This is a genomic window from Agromyces sp. Y782 (assembly GCF_059445405.1).
In genome coordinates, this window is the sequence record NZ_JCAIUG010000002.1 from 171,857 (window position 1) to 195,408 (window position 23,552).

24 protein-coding genes and 1 riboswitch are annotated in these 23,552 nt (G+C 69.8%); of the genes, 11 read left to right on the top strand and 13 right to left on the bottom strand.

Going from position 1 to position 23,552, the window contains the following annotated elements; genetic code table 11:
- Window positions 1-19: 19 nt before the first annotated feature.
- Window positions 20-148, bottom strand: coding sequence for a hypothetical protein (locus AC1C2S_RS15055; RefSeq protein ID WP_495353422.1), 129 nt, complete (start codon window positions 146-148; stop codon window positions 20-22).
- Window positions 149-391: 243 nt separating this feature from the next.
- Here AC1C2S_RS15055 and AC1C2S_RS15060 point away from each other — a divergent pair, with 243 nt between their 5' ends.
- The 5 genes from AC1C2S_RS15060 (at window position 392) to AC1C2S_RS15080 (ending at window position 3,886) form a co-directional block, all read left to right on the top strand.
- Window positions 392-574, top strand: coding sequence for a CsbD family protein (locus AC1C2S_RS15060; protein ID WP_495353423.1), 183 nt, complete (start codon window positions 392-394; stop codon window positions 572-574).
- A 33-nt stretch (window positions 575-607) separates the two neighbouring features.
- Entirely contained in the window at window positions 608-868 is a 261-nt protein-coding gene (locus tag AC1C2S_RS15065) for a DUF6458 family protein (protein WP_495353424.1), read from the top strand.
- Between the two features lie 157 nt (window positions 869-1,025).
- A complete protein-coding gene (locus AC1C2S_RS15070; protein WP_495353425.1) occupies window positions 1,026-1,880 on the top strand; it encodes a DNA-formamidopyrimidine glycosylase family protein in 855 nt (284 codons plus the stop codon).
- Between the two features lie 109 nt (window positions 1,881-1,989).
- Complete coding sequence (locus tag AC1C2S_RS15075; RefSeq protein ID WP_495353426.1) at window positions 1,990-2,511, top strand: RNA polymerase sigma factor; 522 nt, start codon at window positions 1,990-1,992, stop codon at window positions 2,509-2,511.
- Between the two features lie 70 nt (window positions 2,512-2,581).
- Window positions 2,582-3,886, top strand: coding sequence for a hypothetical protein (locus tag AC1C2S_RS15080; protein WP_495353427.1), 1,305 nt, complete (start codon window positions 2,582-2,584; stop codon window positions 3,884-3,886).
- Between the two features lie 10 nt (window positions 3,887-3,896).
- On the opposite strand, the gene AC1C2S_RS15085 is transcribed toward AC1C2S_RS15080, so the two are convergent.
- A complete protein-coding gene (locus tag AC1C2S_RS15085; protein WP_495353428.1) occupies window positions 3,897-4,262 on the bottom strand; it encodes a DUF4180 domain-containing protein in 366 nt (121 codons plus the stop codon).
- A 102-nt stretch (window positions 4,263-4,364) separates the two neighbouring features.
- Here AC1C2S_RS15085 and AC1C2S_RS15090 point away from each other — a divergent pair, with 102 nt between their 5' ends.
- From AC1C2S_RS15090 to AC1C2S_RS15100, 3 genes are read left to right on the top strand one after another with little or no spacing between them, the layout of a single operon-like run.
- Entirely contained in the window at window positions 4,365-5,225 is an 861-nt protein-coding gene (locus AC1C2S_RS15090) for an Fpg/Nei family DNA glycosylase (protein WP_495353429.1), read from the top strand.
- Window positions 5,226-5,250: 25 nt separating this feature from the next.
- On the top strand, window positions 5,251-5,829 hold the full coding sequence (locus AC1C2S_RS15095) for a GNAT family N-acetyltransferase (protein WP_495353430.1): 579 nt from the start codon (window positions 5,251-5,253) through the stop codon (window positions 5,827-5,829).
- 43 nt (window positions 5,830-5,872) lie between these two features.
- Window positions 5,873-7,549 (top strand): ABC-F family ATP-binding cassette domain-containing protein, encoded by a 1,677-nt coding sequence (locus AC1C2S_RS15100; RefSeq protein WP_495353431.1) that lies wholly within the window; start codon window positions 5,873-5,875, stop codon window positions 7,547-7,549.
- Window positions 7,550-7,572: 23 nt separating this feature from the next.
- On the opposite strand, the gene AC1C2S_RS15105 is transcribed toward AC1C2S_RS15100, so the two are convergent.
- Window positions 7,573-8,016 carry a hypothetical protein gene (locus tag AC1C2S_RS15105; RefSeq protein ID WP_495353432.1) on the bottom strand — a complete coding sequence of 148 codons (444 nt, stop codon included), beginning with the start codon at window positions 8,014-8,016 and terminating at the stop codon, window positions 7,573-7,575.
- A 136-nt stretch (window positions 8,017-8,152) separates the two neighbouring features.
- On the opposite strand from AC1C2S_RS15105, the gene AC1C2S_RS15110 reads away from it, so the two are divergent.
- Window positions 8,153-8,602: a nitroreductase family deazaflavin-dependent oxidoreductase gene (locus AC1C2S_RS15110; protein WP_495353433.1), complete on the top strand. Its 450-nt coding sequence runs from the start codon at window positions 8,153-8,155 to the stop codon at window positions 8,600-8,602.
- Here AC1C2S_RS15110 and AC1C2S_RS15115 read toward each other — a convergent pair.
- The gene (locus AC1C2S_RS15115) at window positions 8,577-10,469 is read right to left on the bottom strand and encodes an anthranilate synthase family protein (protein ID WP_495353434.1); all 1,893 of its coding nucleotides are present in this window, start codon (window positions 10,467-10,469) and stop codon (window positions 8,577-8,579) included. The two genes, AC1C2S_RS15110 and AC1C2S_RS15115, sit on opposite strands and share 26 nt — an antisense overlap.
- 211 nt (window positions 10,470-10,680) lie before the next feature.
- On the opposite strand from AC1C2S_RS15115, the gene AC1C2S_RS15120 reads away from it, so the two are divergent.
- Window positions 10,681-11,496 (top strand): putative protein N(5)-glutamine methyltransferase, encoded by an 816-nt coding sequence (locus AC1C2S_RS15120; RefSeq protein ID WP_495353435.1) that lies wholly within the window; start codon window positions 10,681-10,683, stop codon window positions 11,494-11,496.
- On the opposite strand, the gene AC1C2S_RS15125 is transcribed toward AC1C2S_RS15120, so the two are convergent.
- Together AC1C2S_RS15125 and AC1C2S_RS15130 are read right to left on the bottom strand one after the other, a co-directional pair.
- Entirely contained in the window at window positions 11,485-12,132 is a 648-nt protein-coding gene (locus AC1C2S_RS15125) for a phosphoribosyltransferase (protein ID WP_495353436.1), read from the bottom strand. The two genes, AC1C2S_RS15120 and AC1C2S_RS15125, sit on opposite strands and share 12 nt — an antisense overlap.
- A gap of 200 nt (window positions 12,133-12,332) precedes the next feature.
- The gene (locus tag AC1C2S_RS15130) at window positions 12,333-13,463 is read right to left on the bottom strand and encodes an N-formylglutamate amidohydrolase (RefSeq protein WP_495353437.1); all 1,131 of its coding nucleotides are present in this window, start codon (window positions 13,461-13,463) and stop codon (window positions 12,333-12,335) included.
- Between the two features lie 208 nt (window positions 13,464-13,671).
- On the opposite strand from AC1C2S_RS15130, the gene AC1C2S_RS15135 reads away from it, so the two are divergent.
- Window positions 13,672-15,423: a VWA domain-containing protein gene (locus AC1C2S_RS15135; RefSeq protein WP_495353438.1), complete on the top strand. Its 1,752-nt coding sequence runs from the start codon at window positions 13,672-13,674 to the stop codon at window positions 15,421-15,423.
- 95 nt (window positions 15,424-15,518) lie between these two features.
- On the opposite strand, the gene AC1C2S_RS15140 is transcribed toward AC1C2S_RS15135, so the two are convergent.
- The 7 genes from AC1C2S_RS15140 to AC1C2S_RS15170 all read right to left on the bottom strand — a co-directional run bounded on the left by AC1C2S_RS15140 (window position 15,519) and on the right by AC1C2S_RS15170 (window position 23,147).
- Complete coding sequence (locus AC1C2S_RS15140) at window positions 15,519-16,979, bottom strand: DHA2 family efflux MFS transporter permease subunit (protein WP_495354403.1); 1,461 nt, start codon at window positions 16,977-16,979, stop codon at window positions 15,519-15,521.
- Window positions 16,980-17,216: 237 nt separating this feature from the next.
- On the bottom strand, window positions 17,217-17,384 hold the full coding sequence (locus AC1C2S_RS15145) for a hypothetical protein (protein ID WP_495353439.1): 168 nt from the start codon (window positions 17,382-17,384) through the stop codon (window positions 17,217-17,219).
- Window positions 17,381-18,526, bottom strand: coding sequence for a cysteine desulfurase family protein (locus AC1C2S_RS15150; RefSeq protein ID WP_495353440.1), 1,146 nt, complete (start codon window positions 18,524-18,526; stop codon window positions 17,381-17,383). The genes AC1C2S_RS15145 and AC1C2S_RS15150 overlap by 4 nt, the downstream gene beginning before the upstream one ends.
- Entirely contained in the window at window positions 18,523-19,377 is an 855-nt protein-coding gene (gene nadC / locus AC1C2S_RS15155) for a carboxylating nicotinate-nucleotide diphosphorylase (RefSeq protein ID WP_495353441.1), read from the bottom strand. Before nadC ends, AC1C2S_RS15150 begins: the two co-directional genes overlap by 4 nt.
- Window positions 19,377-21,005: an L-aspartate oxidase gene (gene nadB, locus AC1C2S_RS15160; protein ID WP_495353442.1), complete on the bottom strand. Its 1,629-nt coding sequence runs from the start codon at window positions 21,003-21,005 to the stop codon at window positions 19,377-19,379. The genes nadC and nadB overlap by 1 nt, the downstream gene beginning before the upstream one ends.
- A gap of 1 nt (window position 21,006) precedes the next feature.
- Window positions 21,007-22,434: a quinolinate synthase NadA gene (gene nadA / locus AC1C2S_RS15165; protein ID WP_495353443.1), complete on the bottom strand. Its 1,428-nt coding sequence runs from the start codon at window positions 22,432-22,434 to the stop codon at window positions 21,007-21,009.
- Window positions 22,431-23,147 (bottom strand): NUDIX hydrolase, encoded by a 717-nt coding sequence (locus AC1C2S_RS15170; RefSeq protein WP_495353444.1) that lies wholly within the window; start codon window positions 23,145-23,147, stop codon window positions 22,431-22,433. Before AC1C2S_RS15170 ends, nadA begins: the two co-directional genes overlap by 4 nt.
- Window positions 23,148-23,344: 197 nt before the next feature.
- A riboswitch (glycine riboswitch) is annotated at window positions 23,345-23,451 on the top strand.
- Window positions 23,452-23,552 lie beyond the last annotated feature (101 nt).

The window sequence follows — 23,552 nt, forward strand, 5'->3', positions numbered from 1 at the left end:
GGGACCGGGGTCCCCGGTGTCAACCTGCGGTGACGGCGAGAGCGTCGAAGCAGCGACGGGCCTCGGCGACGCTGATCGCGATCGGCCCGTCCTCAGAGGCGTACGCGGTCGCGGCCGACCTCGACGAGAGGCCGAGCTTCGTGAACACGTTGCCGAGGTGGTCGGGCGCGGCGGTGAACCGCCCGGCTGCGCCGTCGGTGGCGATGTAGTGGACCGAGAATGCCGCGGCCGATGCGTGTCAGCTTGGTGACCTCGTAAGTGGCGAACGTGTGCCTTTACGAGGTGCCTGGCGCGTTGTCAACCCGTTGTCGACCCGTGCACGGCTGCCTAACGTGGAAACACCGACGCGCAGGATACGCGTGCGGCGACACCTGTTCCTGAGGAGGACGCCATGAGCGCCAAGGACGATCTCGGCAATACTGCCGAACGACTGACGGGCAAGGCAAAGGAGGGCATCGGCAAGATGACCGACAACGAGCGGCTCGAGGCCGAGGGCAAGGCCGACCAGGTCAAGGCCGACGCCAAGAAGGCGACTGAGAACGTCAAGGACGCCTTCAAGGACGGCACGAAGTAGATCTGACGATCGAGCAAGACCATAGGCAACGACATGAGCATCAGACTCGGCATTCTGCTCGTGGCGATCGGCGCCGTACTCACCTTCGTGCTGAATATCACCGTCGACTGGATCGACCTCGATCTCGTCGGCTACATCCTGATGATCGCGGGGGCGGTCATCATCCTCGGTCTCGTCTTCATGATGCGGCGTCGTCGGAGCAACTCCACGACGAGCGCGACCGCCGATCCGGTGGCCGGGCAGCAGTCACGCGGACCGAGGGCCAGGCCGCACCTCCTGACGTGTGAGGCCTGAGGGAAGAGAGCGGATGTCGCATGCGGGGGCCGCGACATCCGCTCGACCTTCTCTCCACATGACACCGCAAACCACCTCCCTCATCGATGGTTCGTCGCGTCGATCGTGACCCGGGAGAACGCTACCCAGTGGTGGGGGGTTGTGCGAGGCTGACGTCATGCCAGAGTCACCCGAGGTACAGGCACTCGTCGAAGATCTCGACTCCCGACTGAGTGGCCATGAGATCAGCGGCGTCGACGTCGTCGAGTTCCGCGCGACGAAGACACGAGCTCGACCGCCGTCGTCGCTCGTCGCCGAGCGAGTGGCGGGCGTCTCACGTCACGGCAAGCACCTCGACATCGCTCTCGGCGGCTCGCAGCATCTGGTCGTCTCGCTCGGCCGGCACGGCTGGGCGCGGTACGCAGGCAGTGGGGCGGATGCATCCGATGCCGCCGCCGAAGCGCCGCCTGCCCTCGTCGTGTTCACCTTCGATGACGGCACGATCGTCGAGTTCACGGATGCCGGTGGCTGGGTGTCGCTCGGCTGCTGGGTCGTCGACGACCCGGCCGAAGTGCCGGCGATCGCGAAACTCGGCCCCGACCCGGCCGATGCCGGATTCTCGCGAGTGGATTTCGATCGGGCCGTGGCCGGCCGTCGCAAGCAGGTGAAGGCAGTGCTGCAGGAACAGGAGTCGCTCGCGGGCATCGGCAACGCGTACTCCGACGAAATCCTGCACACGGCGAAGATCTCGCCCGTCGTGCACGCCGCCTCGCTGACCGGCGTCGAGCTCGACCGCCTGTTCGAGGCGACGGTCGGCACCATCAGGAATGCGATCACGGCGCAGCGCGGGGTGCCGATCGACCAACTGAAGGCGGCGAAGGTCGCGTCGATGCAGGTGCACGGACGCGCGGGGGAGACGTGCCCGGTGTGCGGCGGCACGATCCGCGACTTCTCGTTCGCGAGCACGACGGCCCAGTACTGCCCGACGTGCCAGACCGGCGGCGAGCAGCTTCCGCTGCGGTCGGCGTCGTGATGTCGTGAGAATACGCCGCGGCCGTGCAAGACTCGCGGCTGACACGACATAGACATGGCGTGAGGATCGCCAGCACCGCAGCAAGCGCCGACGAGGCCGAGGGGTGGCGATGCCCGAGCGATCGGAACCACCCGCGATGAACGCAGACGCGGCATGGTTCACCGAGACCGTTCGCGAGCATTCGACGGCGCTCGTGCGCTACTTCGCCCGTCGTGGCCCGCGGCAGGATGCCGAAGATCTCGCCGCCGACGTCTTCGCGATCGCCTGGCGTCGCCGCGATGACGTTCCCCGAGATGCCGTGCTGCCGTGGCTCTACCGCACGGCCGGTTTCACGCTCGCGAACCAGCGCCGCAAGCGCATCGACCTTCCGGTCGACGAGGTGCCCGAGTCGGGAGCGGTGCGCGTCGCCGACGACCCCGAGTTGAGTGCCCTGTTCGACGCCGAGCTCCGGGGTGCGCTCGCGAGCGTGGGTGAGCGCGACCGGCGGATTCTGCTCCTGCATGCCTGGGAAGGCCTCGACGGAGCAGAGCTCGCCGAGGTGCTCGGCATCTCCCGGTCGGGTGCGGATGCCGCGCTCTCCCGAGCCCGCAAACGATTGCGGGACGCATGGGGCGAACGGATGTCGTTCTGACGGCTCGTGCAAGGTTCGGGTCGCGCCGCACATATCCGTAGGTGAACGGCACGCACGGAGGATGATCGACATGAACGACGACAACGAGCTCGACCCGATTTCGCGACTGCGCGCGGCCGACCCAGCTGCCGGTGTCGAACCCCGAGCGGGTTTCGCCGACGAGGTCGTCGCGAGTGCGACGGCCGAGCCGACGGATGGGTCATCCGCGGTGGCCGATCTGGCCGTCGAGCGTACCCGTCGTCGCCCCCGGTGGCTACAGATCGCCGCCGTTGCCGCCTCGATCGCAATCGTCGGCAGCGTCGGATACGGCTTGGGTGCGGCGAACGGCGATGCTTCGAATCTCGCCGATGGGGCCGCCGCCCCGCCCATCTCATTGCAGGGCGATGCGATGCAGGAAGGGGCGGTGCAGGACGGTGCGATGCAAGGCGCCGGGCCCGAGGCCATCGGCATCGATGGCCGGAAGATGGCGGGTTCGGGGGCGACCGACCTGATGTACCCCTCCGGATTCGGGCGTAACAGCTTCAGTGCCTCTGGGCTCTCGGGCGGCGAGGGCACCGCGCCCGCGTACGCCTTCGACGCGCAGGGCTCGTTGAGCCCCGAGACCGTCACGGCGCTCGCGCTCGCACTCGGCATCGAAGGAACGGCCGTGCTGCAGAACGGCGGCTGGACGGTCGGGACTCAGGACGGCACCGGTCCCTCCCTCACGGTCGGGCTCGATGGCGCGCTCAACTTCTCGTTCTGGAACCCGCACATCGATCCGTGGCAGTGCGTCGACGACGTCTGCGAACCGGCGGGGGAGATTCCGAGCGAGGAGGCCGCGATCGATGCGCTCCGCTCGTTCATCGTTTCGGCGGGGCGTGATCCTGAGACCTTCGAGTTCACGTCGGAGACCTGGGAGGGGGCGGTGACGCGCACCGGCCAGGCGTGGCCCGTCGTCAACGGGCAGCGCCTCGACCAGGCCTGGTCGCTCGAGCTGGCTGAGGGCGGTGTGCTCACCGTCAACGGTGCACTCGCAGACCTCGTCACGGTGGGCGATTACGCCATCGTCAGCGAGCAGCTGGCCTTCGAGCGGCTCTCGGACCCGCGGTTCGGTGCGCAGATGACGAACCTGCCGATCGCCCTGCGCGAGCAGCCGGCTGTCGCAGAGGAGTGGCTGCCTCCGACCGAGCCGCCGGTGACCCCGACGAAGGGCACGTCGCTCTCCTGGCCTGTGAACGAGGTCGAGATCGTCAGCGCGCGCCTCGGTCTCGCGAGCCACTGGCAACCCGACGGCGCCGTGCTCGTCGTTCCGGCCTACGAATTCACCGATGCCGAGGGCGGCACGTGGTCGGTCATCGCGGTCGCCGACTCGATGCTCGACTTCAGCTCGAAATGATGTGACGAGGTCAGTGGCGTCGGCCGAGTTTCTCGTCGAGCGCAGCACCGTCGGGCAGAAACCAGACCTGCGTGCCGCGGTTCGTCTCCCAGACGTAGTCGCGCAGGGCGTCGCTCGCCTCGACATGCTCGGCGATGTCACCGATGATCGCGAGCCGGAGTCGATAGTTGACGAACTTCTGTGTGATCTCGCCCGCGATTCCCGAACCGAGCTTGAAGAACGCGGGATCGATGCGCTCGACGGGCACCGCGACGAGCGTGGCGGCGTGCGCCCAGGCATCGCCCACGAGATCGGCCGCATCGTCGGGGGTCGAGATGACGGGCCCCTCATGAGGGACGTGCAGGACCCTGGTGCCGTTGCTCTCTTCGGTGCGCATGGGTCGACCATAGCTGCGGCCGCGCTCGTTGTGCGCGTCACAGCTCCGGTGTCGAGTTGGTTTCTGGGTGCCGTTGTCGGCATCCGGGTGCAGGATGGTCGTGTGCCCGAGCTCCCAGAGGTCGAAGCGCTCGCCGGATTCCTGCGCGAGCACGCCGTGGGTCGAGCCGTCTCGTCGGCTTCGGTGGCGGCCATCGCTGCGCTGAAGACCTTCGACCCGCCGCTGTCGGCGCTCAGTGGCGAACGTATCGAGCGGGTGAATCGACACGGCAAGTTCCTCGACCTCGACACGGGCGGGCTGCACCTGGTGTTCCATCTCGCGCGCGCCGGCTGGCTTCGCTGGTACGACGAGGTGCCGAAGACGATCGTCAAGCCCGGCAAGTCGCCCATCGCGCTCCGTGTGCGGCTCGACGACGGCTCGGGCTTCGACCTCACCGAGGCCGGCACGAAGAAGTCGCTCGCCGTCTACGTCGTGCGTGACACCGCCGAGGTACCCGGCATCGCGCGGCTCGGCCCCGACCCGACGGCACCCGACTTCTCCCTCGACGACTTCGCGGCGATCCTCCACGACCGACGCACCCGCATCAAAGGACTTCTCCGCGACCAGTCGGTGTTCGCGGGAGTCGGCAACGCCTACTCCGACGAGATCCTGCACACCGCGCGCATGTCCCCGTACGCGCTCGCCGCCAAGCTCAGACCAGACGAGGTCGAGCGCCTCTACGACGCGATGCGCACCACGCTCGGTGAGGCGGTCGCGGGGGCATCCGGCAAACGACCAGACGAGCTGAAAGACGGCAAGCGCACACGCATGCAGGTGCACGGCCGCACCGGCGAGGCCTGCCCGGTGTGCGGCGACACCGTGCGCGAGGTCATCTTCGCCGACTCGACGTTCCAGTACTGCCCGACCTGCCAGACGGGCGGCAAGCCACTTGCCGACCGCGTGCTGTCCAGACTCTTGAAGTAGCCCTCGAGCCTGCTATGCAGGAGACATGACCACCTCCGATGTGCAGTGGCCGCGCCCTGCGGGCCAACTGATCCTCCGCCCTCCGACGAGCGCCGACCTCGACCAGGTTCTCGTGTGGCGCAACCGCCCCGAGGTCACTCGGTGGCTGATACGAACCGAGGTCGACCCCGAGGCGTTCCGTGCGACCTGGCTCGGCGGCATCGACGACCCGAACGACCACTCGGCCGTGGCGTTGATCGACGGCCAAGTCGTCGGCACCGGTTCCCTCTGGATCACCGACGGCATGGGGCAGTCGCACGTCGACCAAGGGCCATGGCGCCGAGCCGAGGCGGGCCTCGGGTACCTGATCGATCCCGCGCATGCGGGAAAGGGCTACGCCACCGAGATCGCCCGGGCCCTGCTCGACCTCGCGTTCGGCGAGCTCGGCGTGCGCCGGGTGACGGCGGGCTGCTTCGCCGACAACATCGCCTCGTGGAAGATCATGGAGAAGCTCGGGATGCGGCGGGAGCAGCACGGCGTGCAGGACTCGTGGCATGCGGAGCTCGGTTGGATCGACGGCTGCACCTACGCGATCCTCGACGAGGAGTGGCGCGCGTCGCGGTGACTCGCGCGGTGAGTTCGCAGCGCGGGCTGACTACAGTTGACCGGTGACTGCAACACTCGTGGCTCAGGGCCTTGCCGGCGGCTACGCCCACCGAACACTCTTCGAAGACCTCGACCTGACGGTCGCTCCGGGCGATGTCGTCGGCATCGTCGGGGTGAATGGGGCGGGCAAGTCGACGCTGCTCCGCATCCTCGCGGGCGAGCTGGAACCGCAGGCCGGATCTGTGCACCTCTCGCCGGCCGACGCCTTCGTCGGCTGGCTTCCCCAGGAACACGAGCGGGTGCCCGGCGAGACCGTCGCCGCCTACGTCGCACGACGCACGGGCGCAGCCGAGGCATCCGCTCGCCTTGATACCGCAGCGACCGCGCTGGGTTCGACGGATGCCCCGGCGCCCGGCGCCCCCGACCCTGCCGATGAGTACTCGGTCGCCCTCGAGCGATGGCTCGCATCGGGCGCTGCGGACCTCGATGAGCGCTTGCCCGCCGTGCTCGCAGAGCTCGGGTTGACCCTCGACGGAGCCGACGCCCAACTCTCAGCGGACTCGCTGATGACGTCGCTGTCGGGCGGGCAGGCCGCGCGCGTCGGTCTCGCAGCACTGCTGTGCTCCCGCTTCGACCTCGTGCTGCTCGATGAGCCCACGAACGACCTCGACCTCGACGGCCTCGACCGGCTCGAGGCGTTCGTGCGCGGCATTCGCGGCGGGGTGGTGCTCGTCAGCCATGACCGCGAGTTCCTCGCCCGCTCGGTCACGCGCGTGCTCGAGCTCGACCTCGCCCAGCACTCGAACCGCATCTACGGCGGCGGCTACGACTCCTACCTCGAAGAACGCGCGACGGCGCGACGACAGCAGCGCGACGACTACGAGGAGTTCGCGTCGAAGAAGGCCGATCTCGTCTCTCGCGCACGCACCCAACGGGAGTGGTCGAGCCAGGGTGTGCGGAACGCCATGAAGAAGTCGCCCGACAACGACAAGATCCGGCGCAAGGCCGCAACCGAGTCGAGCGAGAAGCAGGCGCAGAAGGTGCGCCAGATGGAGAGCCGCATCGCGCGCCTCGACGAGGTCGAGGAGCCGCGCAAAGAGTGGCAGCTCGAGTTCACGATCGGCCAGGCGCCGCGATCGAGCTCGGTCGTCTCGACGCTGAACGAGGCCGTCGTCATGCAGGGCGACTTCACGCTCGGCCCAGTCTCGCTGCAGGTCGACGCGGGGGAGCGCATCGGCATCACCGGCCCGAACGGGGCGGGCAAGTCGACGCTCCTCGGGCTTCTGCTCGGCCGGCGCGCTGCGGATACCGGCAGCGCGAGCCTCGGAGCATCCGTCGCCATCGGCGAGATCGATCAGGCCCGCACCCAGCTCACAGGAGAGGCCGCACTCGCGGATGCCTTCGAGGCCCTCGTGCCCGAGTACTCAGCCGGCGAGGTGCGTACCCTGCTCGCGAAGTTCGGGTTGAAGGCCGACCACGTGCGCCGACCCGTCGACGCGCTCTCGCCGGGCGAGCGCACCCGTGCCGGGCTCGCGCTACTGCAGGCCCGCGGTGTCAACGTGCTCGTCCTCGACGAGCCGACCAACCACCTCGACCTCGTCGCGATCGAGCAGCTCGAAGAAGCGCTCGAATCCTACGAGGGCACCCTGCTGCTCGTCACGCACGACCGACGGATGCTCGAGAACGTTCGGCTCGACCGCCGCTGGCACGTCGAAGCCGGGCGGGTCAGCGACAGCTGACCTCGCCTGGGTCCGACGCGCGGTCACGTCAGGTGTGCCCCTCCGCGCCGACCATCGTCGCCGGCGCCGTTCGCTTCGGTGGCCCTGCCGGCCTCGTCGGTTGCGACCTCGACGTCGGGATCGAGCGTGTCGGCCTTGCGGAGTCGATCGTCGGCTTCGGCATGAAGGTCGGCGGCTGCCGACTGCCGGTCGGCGCTCTCGTCGGAGCGCCGTTGCGATTCGAGACGGGCCTGCGCAGCCTCGGCGTCGGCCTGCTTCGCTGCGGCGGCTGCGCTCGCCGCATCCGCGTCATGCTGCCGCGCAGCGGCATCCGTCTCGGCGGCTCCCTGCCGCAGATCCGCGGCCTTCCTGCGCCCGGCCTCGGCGTGGGCCTCTCGGCGCCGCCGATTCGTTGCCATGACGATGATGACGATGATCACGATCACGACGACGATGCCGATGATGATCCAGACGATAGTGGTATCCACGGTGATCCGCCTCCTCAGGTCGGTCACGGCAAGTCAAGCGCGCCCGACCCGGCGTGGCAACGCCTTGCGGAACCGGCCGCAGTGCGGGATCATCCGGCCGGAGAGGCTCTCGTCATCTCATGAGAGGCGAAGCAACGTGGATTTCGGTGCGAAGTTCCTCACGACACGGTGGGCAGTGCGCCTGCCGATCCCGCTCTTCACGGCCGGGTTCGGATTCATCTTCGGCGGCCGGCTTCTGCTGCTCGAGCATCGCGGCCGAACGAGTGGCGAGGCGCGGTTCGCCGTGATCGAGGCCGTCGACCGCGAGGCATCCGACCGTGTCGTGGTGGCCTCCGGGTTCGGTACCCGCGCGCAGTGGTACCGGAATCTCTCGGCCGAACCGCGCTGCGGTGTGAGCATCGGCTGGCGGCGGCGTGTGCCCGCCCGTGCGGAGTTACTGGACCCCGACGAGAGTCGCGAGCTGCTGCTGCGGTACGCCGCGCATCGGCCCAAGGCATGGGCGATGCTGCAACGCTCGATTCAGGATGTCACCGGTCTGGTCGACCCCGACATCCCCATGGTCAGGCTGCACCTCCGGCCTCGATGAGCCCGGCCCGGTCGGGAGCGAGCAGCCCGTCGAGCAGCCCGTCGAGGAGCCGCTCGAGCACGCTGAGCCCGTCGGGCGAGAGCACCGATTCGAGATGCCCCTGTACCGAGACCACGCCGGGACCGCGGAGCGCGTGCACCACACCCGTCGCGGCATCCGATGCCACTTCGAGCTCGAGTCGCGGGGTGATCGAGCGGTTCGGCGCCGACGCCGTGAAGGTGTTGTAGAAGCCGATCGCCGCCGGCTCGCCGAACAGATCGACCGTGAGCTGCAGTCCCTGATGCGGTGCGGCCAGCGGCTCGATCGGCAGACCGGCGAGGTCGGCGAGCACCTGATGACTGAGGCACACCGCGAGCAGCGGCGCCCCGCTCGCGAGCCGCCCGGCCATGAGTTCACGCACGCGAGCGATGCGCACGTCGTCGGGGTCGCGCGGGTCGCCCGGCCCCGGTCCGAAGACCACGAGATCGTCGGATGCTTCGGGCACGGCCTCGCCCCACGGCACGACCCGTGCTGCGACGCCGAGGTGACGCAACTGGTGCGCGAGCATCGTCGTGAAGTCGTCGCCGGCGTCGATGACGAGCGCAGTGGCCCCGCGCGAGAGGTGAGCGCCCTGCGGGGTGCTCCAGAACGGCGCGAGATGGTCGTTGCGAGCGGCGAGCAGGGTGGTGATGCGGTCGTCGTCGCGGCCCTCGGCAGCTGCGACCGTCGCGATCGGCCCACCGGTGCGCGGGACGGCGCCGAGCGCGGTCAGTACGCCCGCTGCCTTCGCGTGCGTCTCCGCGACCTCGCCGTCGGGATCGGAATGCCGCACGAGCGTCGCACCGACCGGCACGCGCACCCCGCCGGCGCCGTCGACGTACGCGGTGCGGATCAGGATGGGTGCGTCGAGGTCGTACCCGCCTGCGGTCGGCGTGAAGCGGGCAAGGACGCCCCCGTAATAGCCCCGCGGCGTCGCCTCGTGGCGTGCGATCACCGTGCAGGCGTTGCCCAGCGGCGATCCCGTCACGGTCGGGGCGAACATCGTGCGGCGCAGCACCTCGCGCGGGTCGAGGTCGCTTCGCCCCTCGAGGAGGTACTCGGTGTGCGTCAGCCGCGACATCCGCTTCAGGAACGGACCTCGGATGCGCCCGCCTTCAGGACAGATGGAGCTCATCATCTTCAGTTCCTCGTCGACGACCATGACGAGCTCCTCGCGCTCTTTCACGTCATCGAGGAACACCGCGAGCTCGTCGTCGGAGGGCGGCCCGCTGAGGTGGCGGAAGGTGCCGCTGATCGGATTCATCGACACGACCCCGTCGATCGAGCTCACGTGCCGCTCGGGCGTCGCACCGACTGCGGAAAGACCGCGAGTGTGCACCGCGAACGTCCAGTACGCACCCGATTCGTGCTCGAGCAGCGCACGAAGCCAGCCGAGCACGGCTCGGCCGGCCGGTGCCCCGATGCGCCCCGCGAACTCGCGTCGAATCACGAAATTCGCTCCTTCGCCCCGGCCGATCTCCTCATCGATCACCCGGCGCACTCGGGCGGCGTAGTCGACATCGCTCACGTCGACTGCGAGGCCGTCGACGGCGAGCGGATGCTCCGGCAGCATGCCGATGGCCTCATCCACGTCGATCGACTCGCGTTCACGCACGACGAGGCACCGTAGGGGAGCCCCGTCGTCGTGAGCGACGAAACCGCGCTCGCGCACCTGGCGGAACGGCACGAGGGCGAGCACCTCAGCGCCGTCGAGCGGGATGTCGGCGAGTCGGTCGACGTCGACGACGTCGCCGATGAGCACGTCGAGTCGAGGTTCGTTCTCGCGGCGCAGGACCGCGAAGGGCCCAGGTTCGTCGGCGGCGAGCAGGGTCGCGAGCAGTCGCGTCATGGTGTTCTCCGGTCGGGCCTTCGGCTCGGCCCTCCCGCAAACGCGAAAACGACCGCCCTCGGGCGGTCGTCAGTACGTCGAAACGCGTGGCCGCCTAGGAGGCGAGCCACCAGTTCTGGTTCGACGTGGTCATGCAGAGCACTGTAGCACCACGTCCGAACAGCGCGCCCGACGACGACGCCCGACGGTTGCCCGCAGTAGGCTGCGACGGATGCCTGCTGAACCCGAGATCGTCACCCGCCTGCGCGCAGCAGGATGCGTCTTCGCCGAAGACGAGGCCAGACTCCTCGTGGAGGCGACCCAGGATCTGGTGGAACTCGATCGGCTCGTCGAACGCCGCGTCGCGGGTGAGCCGCTCGAGCAGGTGCTCGGGTGGGCGGAGTTCGCGGGCCTGCGCATCCGCGTGCTGCCGGGTGTCTTCGTGCCCCGCCGACGCACCGAGTTCCTCGCGGCCGAGGCCGCCCGCCTCGCCGCGCACGCCGCGCTCGCGCGCGATGACGACGGTTCGGCACACCTGCCGGTCGTCGTCGACCTGTGCTGCGGCGCCGGGGCGATCGGTGCGGCCATCGCGGGCGCCGCGGGCCCCGTGCACCTCGTCGCCGCCGACCTCGACCCGGTCGCCGTGCAGGCGGCGCGCACGAACCTCGAACCGCTGGGCGGTCTCGTCTTCGAGGGCGACCTCTTCGCCGCACTTCCGGCCGAGCTGCGAGGGCGCATCGACGTGCTCGCCGTCAACGCCCCCTACGTGCCGAGCGAGGCGATCGCCATGATGCCGCCCGAGGCGCGCGACCACGAGGCGCGCATGGCACTCGACGGCGGCAGCGACGGGCTCGATGTGCATCGTCGGGTCGTGGCATCCGCTCGATCATGGCTCGCCCCCGGCGGTGCGCTACTGATCGAGACGAGCGTTCGGCAGGCACTGGTCGCCGCGGGGTTCTTCGAGGCCGCGGGCCTCTCGGCACGTGTGCTGCACGACGATGACGCCGACGCGACGATCGTGATCGGCGAGCGCGACTCAGCCGCCTGATCGCGCGTCCGCCAGCAGCGCCGCGACCTCGTCATCGGTGGTCTGCGCGAAGTCGAGATAGTGCATGCCGACCGCCATGAACCCGGGCGGCACCGAGAGGCACACCACTTCGTCGACCGATGTCTCGGCGATCGTCGCGAGCGCTTCGGCCGCGCCGACCGGCACCGCGAGCACCACTCGAGCGGCGCCCCTGGCCTTCGCAACCGCAGCCGCGACGCGTGCGGTCGCTCCGGTTGCGACGCCGTCGTCGACGATCACCGCGGTGCGCCCCTCGAGCGCGACGGGCGGCTCGGCACCCCGGAAGCGAGCGACGCGCGCCTCGAGTTCATGCCGCTCGACCCGTTCGATGTCGCGCAATTCACCCGGTGACACGCGCACGGCGTCGACGATGTCGTCGTTCAACACGCGAGCACCCTGCTCGCCGATCGCCCCCATAGCGACCTCCGGCTGCCGCGGCACTCCGAGTTTGCGCACCACGAGCACGTCGAGGGGTGCACCCAGCGCTCGTGCGACCGGCGCCGCGACCGGCACGCCGCCGCGCGGCAGTGCCAGCACGACCGGCCGCTCGAGGTCGACTCCCTCGAGTGCTGTGGCCAGACGCCGACCGGCGTCCGTCCGGTTTCGGAACTGCTCCATGACGTGCATCCGTTGACCGACGTGCATCCGTTGACCGACGTGCCTCGGTTGAACGACGTGCGTCGGTTGAACGACGTGCGTCCGTTGCACCGTCGTTCGGGTCTGTCGGCCCGTTTCCGTCGGCTTCCTCCCATGGTCGCACCGAGGAGTCGCGGTGCCAAGGGGCGCGATCATGAGGCGACGGATGCCGCGGCGCGACGTCAGTCGTGAGGTGCGAGGAGGCCTGGCCGCACGTCGTCGAACATCGCCATGCACGCACGGGCGATCGCGTCGACCCGATCGGCGTCGGGCTCGATCCAACCGGTGCCGGGGCGCATGAGGATGCGGGTGTTCGCGTCGCCGAGCAGGAACTCGCGCCGGAACTCGGCCTGCACCGCCGAGAGCACGACGCCCGCGGCATCCGCCCGCCCGGCGAGGTCGCCGAAACGGCGCCCGGCGGCGATGATCTCGTAGCTACCGAGGTAGGGCTGGTTGAGGGCGACCGCATCGGGCGCGTCGACGTCGAACGCGCGGCGAGCTGTATCCGCGAGGCGGCGAAGGAGATCGGGCCGCATTGTCACGGGGGAGTCGCCGATGGGGTCGCCGCGGTGATCGCCGCGGTTCGACAGGGCGACGACGTCGGGCAGACGCGCCTCGGGTGCGCGTTCAACCGAGATCGCACCGTCGCGCGTCGTCGTGTGATTCATCGTGTCGTGGAAGGCCAACATCGTGAATGCGGTCGGTGAGCCCGGCGCGGCGAGCGCGAATGCCTGCTGTTGGAGCCGCTCGATCAGCTCGTCGCGTGTGCGCTCGTACACCCCGAGCCCGCGCTCGGCGACCTCGGAGAACTGGTCGACGAGTTCGTGCAGTTCGGCCGCCGACTGCGGCACACGCAGCAACGGGAAGAACGAGAAGGTGACCGGGCGAATCGCATCGACTCCGGTGAGGTCGACGCGGTTCCAGGCGCCCGCGGCGCGCACGCGGGCGAAGGCCTCCGTGAGCGTGGCGGCGAGGTCGGCCGGCTTCTCGCGGTTGGGGTCGCGCACCATGCGCGGATGCGGATTCTCGACGACCACGATGCGCGGGTCGATCTCGGCCCACCGGCGCACGATCGGGCTCGTCGAGCAATCGGTGTAATCGAACTGCAGGCGCCGGGTGAACCCGGGCTCGAGGAACGCGGCGAGCTCCTCGGGGATCGCGGCTCCCGCGTGCGGGGCAGTCACGAGCACGTCGGCGCGGGCGATCGCCTCATCGAGGTTCACACCGCCTTCGCCCTTGCCCGCGAAGTGGGTGATGTCTTCGCTCGTGAAGACGGTCCCGGCGGGGATCAGCAGCGGCGTTGCGGCATCCATGTTCCCGACCCTAGACCCGGCGCCTGAACGGGGTGGTGGGGCGATGGCGGGCCGGCGACGAGTCACGGTCGGGTCACGACGGGCAGTGAGAAGACGAGCGAAGTTCGCGTACTGGGACTCGTCGCTTACACTGAACGAAATCCTTCCCCCGAGAGGGGAACCCGTACAAAGGATTCGACGGGCCCCGCCCCGTCGGCTTGGAGTCTCCGTGGGGCGTCATACTGTCGCGGCACCGGTGAAGATGCCGGACCGCAAGCTCATTCTGTCGATCGTCGGCGCCGTCCTCGTGGTCGGCGTCATCGCGTCAGGGGTGTTCCTCTGGGTCGGCGGCTACCTGAACCCGATCTTCGCGTCGGCCGAGGCCGGCTGCGCCGAGACCGAAGAGATCGTCGTCGTCGCCGACACGTCGATCGCGCCCGCACTCACCGATCTCGCTGCGGCGTTCGACGAGAACTCAGAACGGTGCGCGACCACCGAGATCGTCGCTCAAGATTCGGCCGACACCGCCGCGATCGTCGCGACCGGCAGTTCGGATGCCGACGCCTGGGTGCCCGAGTCGGCCGTGTGGCTCGATCGCATGAACGCGACCGCGACCTCGCTCGGGCAGAGCACGCCCGAAGTGGACGTCCGCGAATCGGTGGCGTCCTCGCCGGTCGTGTTCGCCGGCGCCGCAGCGAAGGCCACCGAACTCGGGGCCGAGCCGGTGAGCTGGGCACGAGTGCTCGGCGGCACCTTGCCGACGATCCTGCCCGACCCCGAGGCATCCGCCGCGAGCCTTGCCGGCCTTCTCGCCCTGCGCGGCCATTCTTCACCAGACGACCCGCGCCAGTTCGCCGGGGCCATGATCGAACTCGGCAAGTCGATCCCGGCGTCGACCAGTGCGGCGTTCGGCGCGTTGAGTGCGACCGGGCAACCCGCCGTCGTCATCGCGAGCGAGGCACAGGTCGCCGCATACAACCTCGACGACCCCGCAGAGGGGCTCGTCGCCGCCTATCCCACCGACGGCACGGTCGCCCTCGACTACCCCTTCGTGCGACTCGGGGCAGCGGATGCGGCGACCTCCGACGAATCGGCAGACGCCGACGAGGACTCGGCCGACGAAGACTCGACCGATGAGGACTCGGCCGACGCCGACACGGTCTCGCGCGCCGAGCTGATCGACGCGTTCGAGGCAGCGGTACGCGACGGTGCAACGACACTCGCCGCAGCGGGCTTCCGTGCGCCCGACGGATCCGGTGAACTCGATATCGCCGGCATCGGTGTGGACGCGCCCCCGGTGGCAGCCGCGCTCGACGGCGCCGCGCAGCTCGAGATCCTTCGCGCCTGGAGCGTGCTGACGCTCCGCTCGCGCATGCTCGCGGTCATCGACGTATCGGGATCGATGGAGGAGCCCGCCGAGAACGGGCTTCGCCGCATCGACATCTTCCAGCAGGCCGCCGTCGGCGCGATGCAGAAGTTCTCGGGCGAAGTCGAGCTCGGCGTGTGGGTCTTCTCGACGGCGCGCAACGGCGACCTCGACTACGAAGACCTCTCACCGATCGCCCCGCTCGGTGATGCCGCGCACATGCAGCAGATCGCCGGTGTCATCCAATCCCTGCCGGCTCGGCTCGGCGGGGCCACGGGCCTCTACGACACGACCCTCGCGGCGGTGCAGCGGGTTCGCGAGACGTACGACCCCGAGAAGGTCAACTCGGTGCTGCTCTTCACCGATGGCAAGAACGAAGACGAGAACGGCATCGACATCGACACCCTGCTCGCCGAACTCGCGAAGATCGACGACCCGAAGAAGCCCGTTCCGGTCATCATGATCGGCTTCGGCCCCGACACCGACCTCGGGGCGATGCAGCGCATCGCGCAGGCGACGAAGGGGGCCGCGTACTCGGCGTCGAAGCCCGAAGACCTCGGCATCGTGCTCGTCGACGCGCTCTCGCAGCGCAGCTGCCGACCGAACTGCGGCTGAGCCGCCAGAGCACGAGGCAGTGTACGACGAAGGGGCCCGGCGGATGTGAACTGCCGGGCCCCTTCGGACGTTGTACTTCGGAGTTGCGTCGTCGCTCAGTGTGCGACGACGGGCGAACCTTCCATCATGTCTGCGGGCTTGCGCACGAAGAACGCGCCGACGATCGCCGCGAGCGAGAGGATCGCACCGACGAGGAACGCGGACCGAACGCCCGATGCCGCGGCGGCCTCGGCCGTCGCCCCGGTCGAGGCGCTGGTCAGGGTCTGCGCCGCCATGATCGTGATGAAGAGGGCCGTGCCGGCGGCGCCGGCCACCTGCTGCATAGTGCCGACGATCGCCGAGCCGTGCGAGTAGAGGCGCGGTTCGACGGAGCCGAGGGCCGAGGTGAAGAGCGGCGTGAACATGAACGCGAGGCCGGCCGAGAGCACCACGTGCGCGATCAGCAGCAGCCACGGTGACGTCTGGTCGGTCACGAGGGTGAGCGACCAGAGCACGCCGCTGACCACGATCGAGCCGGGCACGAGCAGCGGGGTCGGCCCGAGCCGGTCGAAGAGGCGCCCGACGATCGGTCCGAGCAGACCCATGGTGAGTCCGCCCGGCAGCAGCAGAAGCCCGGTCGTGATCGGCTCGAGGTGCAGCACGTTCTGGAGGTAGATCGGCAGCAGGATGATCGTGCCGAACAGTGCCGCCATCATGATCGTCATGAGGCCCACGGAGATCGCGAAGTTGCCCGATCGGAACGTACGCAGGTCGAGCAGCGCCCGATCGTCGGACTGCAGGGCGATCTGACGCCAGATGAATCCGGCGATGCCGACGGCGCCCACGCTGAGCGCGATCCACATCGGCGCGGCTCCGAGTACGCTGCCGCCGGTCTCGCCGCCGATCAGGCTGAGACCGTAGACGAGGCCGCCGAAGCCGAACGCCGAGAGCACGACCGAGAAGACGTCGATCGGGACGACGCGCGGTTCGCTGACGTTCTCGACTCGGCGGATGCCGATGAACAGCATGACGAGTGCGATCGGCAGCACGAGCCAGAACATGAACCGCCACGAGAGGTAGTTCAGGATGAGGCCCGAGATGGTCGGGCCGATCGCGGGGGCGACCGACATCACGATCGACACCCGGCCCATGAACCTGCCACGGTCGCCCGGTGCCACGAGGGTCATGAGGGTCGTCATGAGCAGCGGCATCATGATGGCCGTGCCGCTCGCCTGCACGACGCGGGCGAGGAGCAGCACCTCGAAGCCCGGTGCGAGGGCGGCGATGAGCGTGCCTGCGGAGAACAAACTCATGGCTGCGATGAAGATCGGCCGGGTCGCGAACCGCTGCAGCAGGAAGCCCGTGATCGGAATCACGATGGCCATCGTCAGCATGAATGCGGTCGTGAGCCACTGCGCGGCGGCGATGGAGATCTCGAGGTCGGTGGTGAGGTGCGGGATCGCCACGCCCATGATCGTCTCGTTGAGGATGACGACGAAGGAAGCGGCGAGCAGCAGCCAGATCACCCGGTTGTTGCGAGCGCCATGCAGCGCCTCGACATCGGAGTGTTCATGCATCGGGGTGTCGCCTGCTGGGGCGACGCCGGGGTCACGGAGTTCGGGAACGGCGCGTTCGGTCAAGGAAAATGCGTCCAATCGATTTGGCGCAGAGCTGCGCCAGGGAGAGCGTCGAATAGGTGAGACAACCCGCGCAGGGTCACACAGTATTCCCCGATTCCGACATCGATCGGAACGTATGGAACTGCGCTCAGCCGATGAAGCGGTTCGGCTGGGGAATCGTCGTCGCGGGGCGGTTTACGGGGCCGGGGCTGGACCGTCAGTCGGGGTCGGCTCTGGGAGCCAGCCCTTCAGCAGCTGCTCTTCGGGCGCGAGCTCTGCATCGACATCGGCGCCGAGATCGGCATCGGCAACCCGGCGAGCGAGTTCGTCGTCGCCTGCAGAAGTCGGAATCGAATTGCTCATGACTCCACGATAGCGCGCACCGCCGACACGGCGCGGGTGACGGATGCCGCAGCATCCGTCACATCCTCGGTCGTCGTCTCGGCGCCGAGCGTGAACCGCACCGCCGTCTGCGCGAGTTCGGCCGGCACCCCGATCGCCGTGAGCACGTGCGAGGGTTCGTCGCTGCCGGCCGCGCACGCGGAGCCGCTCGAGCAGATCACGCCCTCGCGTTCGAGCTCGAGCAGCACCGCCTCGCCGCTCGTGCCGGGGAAGACGAAGGACACCGTGCCCGGGAGCCGGCGCTCGGGGTCTCCGGTGAGGCGCGTGCCGGGCACCGTCGCAGCGACACTGGTTGCGAGCAGCGCGCCGAGACGGCCGACGCGCGCCGCGGCATCCGCTCGCTCGGCCTCAGCGAGTCGTAGTGCAGTCGCAAAGGCGACCGCGCCGGCGACGTTCTCGGTGCCCGAGCGTCGCCCGCGTTCCTGCCCGCCACCGTGCAGCACCGCCTCGAGCGGGAGCCGGCCGCGCACGATGAGTGCGCCCGTGCCTTTCGGGGCACCGATCTTGTGGCCGGCGAGCGAGAGGGCATCGACGCCGAGATCATCGATGTCGAGCGGGAGCCAGCCGGCCGCCTGCACCGCGTCGGTGTGCATCAGTGCGCCTGCCGCGTGCGCCGGTTCGGCGAGCCGGTTGATCGGCTGCACCGTGCCGATCTCGTTGTTGGCCAGCTGCACGGAGACGAGCGTCGTGTCGGGGCGGAGGACCCGGGCGAGCGCCTCGGGCTCGACCACGCCCCCGGCATCGACGGCGACCTCCGACACGTCGAAGCCGTGCAACCGGGCGAGGGCGGCGGCCGACTCGAGCACCGCCTCGTGCTCGATCGGCGAGACGACGATGTGCCTGCCTCGCGGGTTCGCCAGCGCGAGCCCCTTCACGGCGAGGTTGTCGGCCTCGGTGCCGCCGCTCGTGAACACGACGTCTCCCGGCCGGCAGCCGATGACCGCGGCGACCTCGGCGCGCGCACCGGCGAGCGCCCGGGCAGCATCGTCACCGAGGCCGTGCCGGCTCGACGGGTTGCCGAATGAGCCCGAGAGAAACGGCCACATAGCCTCGAGCGCCTCTCGGCGCACCGGCGTGGTCGCAGCATGGTCGAGGAAGATCACGTCTCGACCACTACGTCGAGGCCGAGATCGAGGGAGCGCACCGAGTGGGTGAGCGCACCGACCGAGATGACATCGACGCCGGTCGCGGCGATCTCGCGCACCGTCTCGAGGGTCACCCCGCCGGATGCCTCGACGATCGCCCGTCCGGCGACGAGCGCGACGCCCGCCCGCAACTCGTCGGGCGTGAAGTTGTCGAGCATGACGGTGTCTGCGCCGCCGGCGAGCACGGCTTCGACCTGATCGAGCCGGTCGACCTCGACCTCGAGGTGCGCGGTGTGCGGCATCCGCCCGCGCGCGGCCCGCAGTGCGGTCGCGAGGTCGTGGCCGCCCGCCGTGAGCACCGCGAGGTGGTTGTCCTTCGCCATGACCGCGTCGGAGAGGGAGCGGCGGTGGTTCCGCCCCCCGCCGTCGCGCACGGCCTGCCGTTCGAGGCTGCGCAGCCCCGGGGTGGTCTTGCGGGTGTCGACGATGCGAGCCCGCGTGCCGGCGGCTTCGGCGACGTAGCGTGCCGTCTGGGTCGCGACGCCCGACATCCGCTGCACGAAGTTCAGCCCGATGCGTTCGGCGCGCAGGATGCCGCGTGCCGGCCCGGTGACGCTGGCGAGTACCGCGCCCGCCTCGAAGGGCTCGCCATCGGCCGCGAAGGCCTCGACGGCGACGGCCGGGTCGACGAGGCGGAAGGCTGCGGCGAAGACGCTGATGCCGCTGAGCACACCGCGCTCGCGGGCCATCAGCACGGCGGTTGCGGTCGCCTCCGCCGGGATGAGCATCTCGGAGGTGAGATCGCCCCACGGGGCATCCTCGTCGAGCGCAGTGCCGACGATGCGGTCGATCTCTCGGGCGTCGGTCATCAGGCTGCCTCTCGGTCGAGTGTTGTCGGGATAGGGTGCTCGCGGGCGGCGCCGGGCGCTCCGGTGTCGTCGGTGCGGAAGTGGGCGCCGCTGCTCACGCGCCGTGCTCGAGCGGCGTGGGCGGTCAGCCGCGCGAGGTCGAGCAGGTTGCGATCCTCGGCGCTGCAGCGGTCGCGCGGTTCGGGCGCGCGCCACGCATCGAGCCGAGCGGATGCCTCGCCGAGCCCCGCCTCGTCGCGCTCCAGCCCGACGTGCTGCCACATGAGCACCTGCAGTTGCTCGCGATCGACGGTTGCGCGTGCCGCCGAGACCCCGGTGTCCGAGTGGTCGTCGCGCACAACTCCGGAGAACTCGAACCTTGCACGGTGTGTCGGTGTTCGGGGTGAGGCGAGTCGCGCCGCATCTCCGGAGTTGTGCACGCGAGACCCCGCGTGCGCGGACTCGTGCGCGAACGCGCTGGCGGACTCGTTGCCGATCGCTCGCGCAGCGCGGTCGGCGAACACCGCCGCCTCGAGCAGCGAGTTCGAGGCGAGCCGGTTCGCACCGTGCACGCCCGTGCGGGCCACCTCGCCGACCGCGAAGAGGCCCGGCAGGCTCGTACGGCCGTCGAGATCTGTCACGATGCCGCCCATCGCATAGTGCGCGGCCGGCGTCACGGGCACCGGCTCGCGGGACCAGTCGAAGCCTGCGGCGCGCACGACCGCGTCGAGCCCGGGGAAGCGACGTGCGAGTGTCTGGCCGCCGAGCGTCGTCGCGTCGAGCAGCACAGGGGCGCCGCCCTGTTCGAGCGAGCGCCGCCACACCGCGCGGGCCACGATGTCGCGGGGAGCCAGCTCACCGCGCGGGTCGACATCGAACATGAATCGGCGCCCCTGCGCGTCGCGCAGCACCGCCCCCTCGCCGCGCACGGCTTCGGAGATGAGCGGCGTACCGGGCGCCGCGAGGGCGGTGGGATGGAACTGGGTGAACTCGAGGTCGGCGACGACCGCGCCGGCACGCCACGCGGCGGCGACGCCGTCGCCGGTCGCCACGGCGGGGTTCGTCGTATGCCGGTAGAGGCATCCGATGCCGCCGGTGGCCAGCACGATCGCGTCGGCGCGGCGCACGACGACGGCTCCGGATGCCTCGAGCAGCTGTGCGCCGACGGCGCGGCCGCCTTCGACGACGAGGTCGACGAGCATCGTCTGCTCATCGACCAGCACGGCGCGCCGCCGCACGGTGTCGACGAGCGCCCGCTCGATCGCCGCGCCGGTGGCGTCGCCGCCCGCGTGCAGGATGCGAGCCCGGGAGTGCGCGGCCTCGAGGCCGCGCTCGAGGCCGGATTCGTCGCGGTCGAAGGCCACCCCGAATCGGATCAGGTCGCGTACCCGCTCGGGTCCCTCGTCGACCAGTACGCGCACCGCGGCCGGATCGGCGAGGCCGGCGCCGGCTTCGATCGTGTCGGCGTAGTGACGCTCAGCCGAGTCGTCGGGGAAGAGTGCCGCAGCGATGCCGCCCTGCGCATAGCGGGTGTTGCCCTCGGCGAGCTCCACTTTCGTGACGAGCTCGACGTCGTGCCCGGCGTCGGCGGCTCTGACGGCGGTCCAGAGACCCGCGATGCCGCCGCCGATCACGAGAACGTGCGCCATGTCAGGCCACGTTCTCGCTGGTCGAGGGGTGGGTGCCGGCGAGCGTGTCAGGACTGCCGGTGGGGGTCTCGATACGCTCCTTCGTCGCTCCTCGACGAGCGGTGGTGGGCTTCGCCGCGAGCATGCGCTCGAGCGCGAGGCGCGCCGGGTCGGCGACGGCCTCGGCCACAGTGATGCGGTTGACGATGCGGCCTTCGACGAGCTCTTCGAGCACCCACGCGAGGTAGCCGGGGTGGATGCGGTACATCGTCGAGCACGGGCACACCACCGGGTCGAGGCAGAAGATCGTGTGCTGCGGGTATTCGGCCGCGAGTCGTTGCACGAGGTTGATCTCGGTGCCGATCGCGAACGTCGAGCCCGCCGGCGCTGCCTGGATCGCCTTCACGATGAAGTCGGTCGAGCCCGCGGCATCCGCTGCATCGACGACGGGCATCGGGCACTCGGGGTGCACGATGACCTGCACGCCCGGGTGCGAGAGGCGTGCCGCGGCGATCTGCTCGACGGTGAACCGCTTGTGCACCGAGCAGAAGCCGTGCCAGAGCAGCACCCGTGCATCGTCGAGTTCGGCAGCGGTGTTGCCGCCGAGCGACTTGCGCGGGTTCCACATCGGCATCTGCTCGAGAGGCACGCCCATCGCCTTCGCCGTGTTGCGGCCGAGGTGCTGATCGGGGAAGAAGAGCACCCGCTGCCCGCGTTCGAACGCCCACTCCAGCACGGTGCGCGCGTTCGACGAGGTGCAGACGATGCCGCCGTGGCGACCCACGAAGCCCTTGAGTGCGGCGCTCGAGTTCATGTAGGTCACGGGGATGACCGGCACACGCCCGTCGGCACCGACCGCGTCGAGGTCGCCGTAGACCTCGGCGAGCTGCTCCCAGCACTCCTCGACCGAGCTCTCGTCGGCCATGTCGGCCATCGAGCAGCCGGCAGCGAGGTTCGGCAGGATCACGGCCTGCTCGGGCGTCGACAGCAGATCGGCGGTCTCGGCCATGAAGTGCACGCCGCAGAAGATGATGGCCTCGGCGTCGGGCCGGTCGAGCGCCGCGTTTGCGAGCTGGAACGAGTCGCCCACGAAATCGGCGTGCTCGATGACCTCGTCGCGCTGGTAGAAGTGACCGAGCACGACGACGCGCTCGCCGAGGGTCGCCTTCGCGGCGCGGATGCGCGCGTGCAGCTCATCGTTCGACGCGGTGCGGTACGCCTCGGGCAGCGCGCCCTGGCGCGGCGACCCGGTCGGGATGACGTCGCCCATCGATGAGCCGGGGCCGTAACCTGCCGCTCCCTGGTCGAACTCCCACGGGCCCTTCGCGAGCTCGGGGGCGCAGGTCTCGCCGGCGGTCGAGCCGGCGCTGATCGACCGGATGGTGCGGTCGACGGATGCCGCGGTGCGGGTGCCGCCGCCGGTGCGGGCGTCGTCGATGGAGATGGTCATGATGCGGGTCGCTCCCTCATGAATGGTTCGGTTCGCGTGAACGGTTCGGCGGCCCCGGCCGTGAGGGCGGACGGATCGTAGCGGTAGAGCTTCGGGGGGCGGTGCGGGGCACCGGCCAGGCGGTCGCCGGTCTCGCGCAACCGACCCGACGCGATCATCGTGCGCCGGAAGTTCGCCGGATCGAGCTGGCGCTGCAGCACGGCCTCGTACACCTCGCGCAGTTCGGCGAGGGTGAAGGTCTCGCCGAGGAAGGCGTGAGCGATCTCGGCGTACTCGACCTTCGTTCGCAGGCGCCAGAGTGCGTACTCGACGATGCGGTTGTGGTCGAAGGCGAGTCTCGGCGGAGTGTCGGCCGGCACCCACCGCACGTTCGGGCCGGCAGTCGCGCGCGCGGCTTCGTCGCTCTGCACGAGCGCCCAGTAGACGACGGAGACGACCCGGATACCGGGGGAGCGATCCACCTCGCCGAAGGTGTAGAGCTGCTCGAGGTATTTGGGGGCGAGGCCTGTCGTGAGCCGGAGGGTGCGCGCGGCGGCGGCCTCGAGCTCTTCGTTCGGGGGCAGCCACCCGCCGGGCAAGGCCCAGAGCCCGAGTTGCGGCTCCCGCGTGCGGCGCACGAGCGGGGTCCAGAGCACCGGCCGACCGGCGTGATCCGGGCGCAACGCGAAGATCACCGTCGAGACGGCGAGGCGCGTCGGCGCCTCCCGTGTCATTTCGGGAGCCTGCGGCATACGTACTTCCAGTCTTCGGGTCAGGATGACTCGAACTCCATTGAGGGCGAGCTTACAGTCAATTCGACTCGAACACCACTCCTGCGGCGCCGGCCGTGCGCCGCGGCGCACGGCCGGCACTCGCCGCCGTGCGGCCGGCCCCGCTGCTAGGATCGGAGCACAATCTCATACCGGGCCATCGACGCGTCGCGGGAGAGCCGGTGAGCGCTGAAGAACAGCGCCCGACCGGCACCGAAGGAGCAAGCCTCCCCGCCAATCTCTCAGGTCACTACACCGCGATGACGAGGCCGCTCTGAAAAGTGCTCCGTGCGGAGCGCGGAGCAGATCGAGCAGCGACGCCGAAGGCGACGCGACTCGAGATCTTCGCGCAAACACGGGGCCGCCCAC

Bases quoted from the DNA above. Each gene is read 5' to 3' on its own strand.
- nadA (WP_495353443.1), bottom strand. From the start codon at position 22,434: ATGACCATCTCCATCGACGACGCCCGCACCGGCGGCGGCACCCGCACC.
- AC1C2S_RS15095 (WP_495353430.1), top strand. From the start codon at position 5,251: ATGACCACCTCCGATGTGCAGTGGCCGCGCCCTGCGGGCCAACTGATC.
- AC1C2S_RS15145 (WP_495353439.1), bottom strand. From the start codon at position 17,384: ATGAGCAATTCGATTCCGACTTCTGCAGGCGACGACGAACTCGCTCGC.
- AC1C2S_RS15075 (WP_495353426.1), top strand. From the start codon at position 1,990: ATGCCCGAGCGATCGGAACCACCCGCGATGAACGCAGACGCGGCATGG.
- AC1C2S_RS15115 (WP_495353434.1), bottom strand. From the start codon at position 10,469: ATGACGCGACTGCTCGCGACCCTGCTCGCCGCCGACGAACCTGGGCCC.
- nadB (WP_495353442.1), bottom strand. From the start codon at position 21,005: ATGGCGCACGTTCTCGTGATCGGCGGCGGCATCGCGGGTCTCTGGACC.
- AC1C2S_RS15060 (WP_495353423.1), top strand. From the start codon at position 392: ATGAGCGCCAAGGACGATCTCGGCAATACTGCCGAACGACTGACGGGC.
- AC1C2S_RS15080 (WP_495353427.1), top strand. From the start codon at position 2,582: ATGAACGACGACAACGAGCTCGACCCGATTTCGCGACTGCGCGCGGCC.
- AC1C2S_RS15120 (WP_495353435.1), top strand. From the start codon at position 10,681: ATGCCTGCTGAACCCGAGATCGTCACCCGCCTGCGCGCAGCAGGATGC.
- AC1C2S_RS15170 (WP_495353444.1), bottom strand. From the start codon at position 23,147: ATGACACGGGAGGCGCCGACGCGCCTCGCCGTCTCGACGGTGATCTTC.
- nadC (WP_495353441.1), bottom strand. From the start codon at position 19,377: ATGACCGACGCCCGAGAGATCGACCGCATCGTCGGCACTGCGCTCGAC.
- AC1C2S_RS15130 (WP_495353437.1), bottom strand. From the start codon at position 13,463: ATGGATGCCGCAACGCCGCTGCTGATCCCCGCCGGGACCGTCTTCACG.
- AC1C2S_RS15065 (WP_495353424.1), top strand. From the start codon at position 608: ATGAGCATCAGACTCGGCATTCTGCTCGTGGCGATCGGCGCCGTACTC.
- AC1C2S_RS15140 (WP_495354403.1), bottom strand. From the start codon at position 16,979: ATGCATGAACACTCCGATGTCGAGGCGCTGCATGGCGCTCGCAACAAC.
- AC1C2S_RS15085 (WP_495353428.1), bottom strand. From the start codon at position 4,262: ATGCGCACCGAAGAGAGCAACGGCACCAGGGTCCTGCACGTCCCTCAT.
- AC1C2S_RS15125 (WP_495353436.1), bottom strand. From the start codon at position 12,132: ATGGAGCAGTTCCGAAACCGGACGGACGCCGGTCGGCGTCTGGCCACA.
- AC1C2S_RS15070 (WP_495353425.1), top strand. From the start codon at position 1,026: ATGCCAGAGTCACCCGAGGTACAGGCACTCGTCGAAGATCTCGACTCC.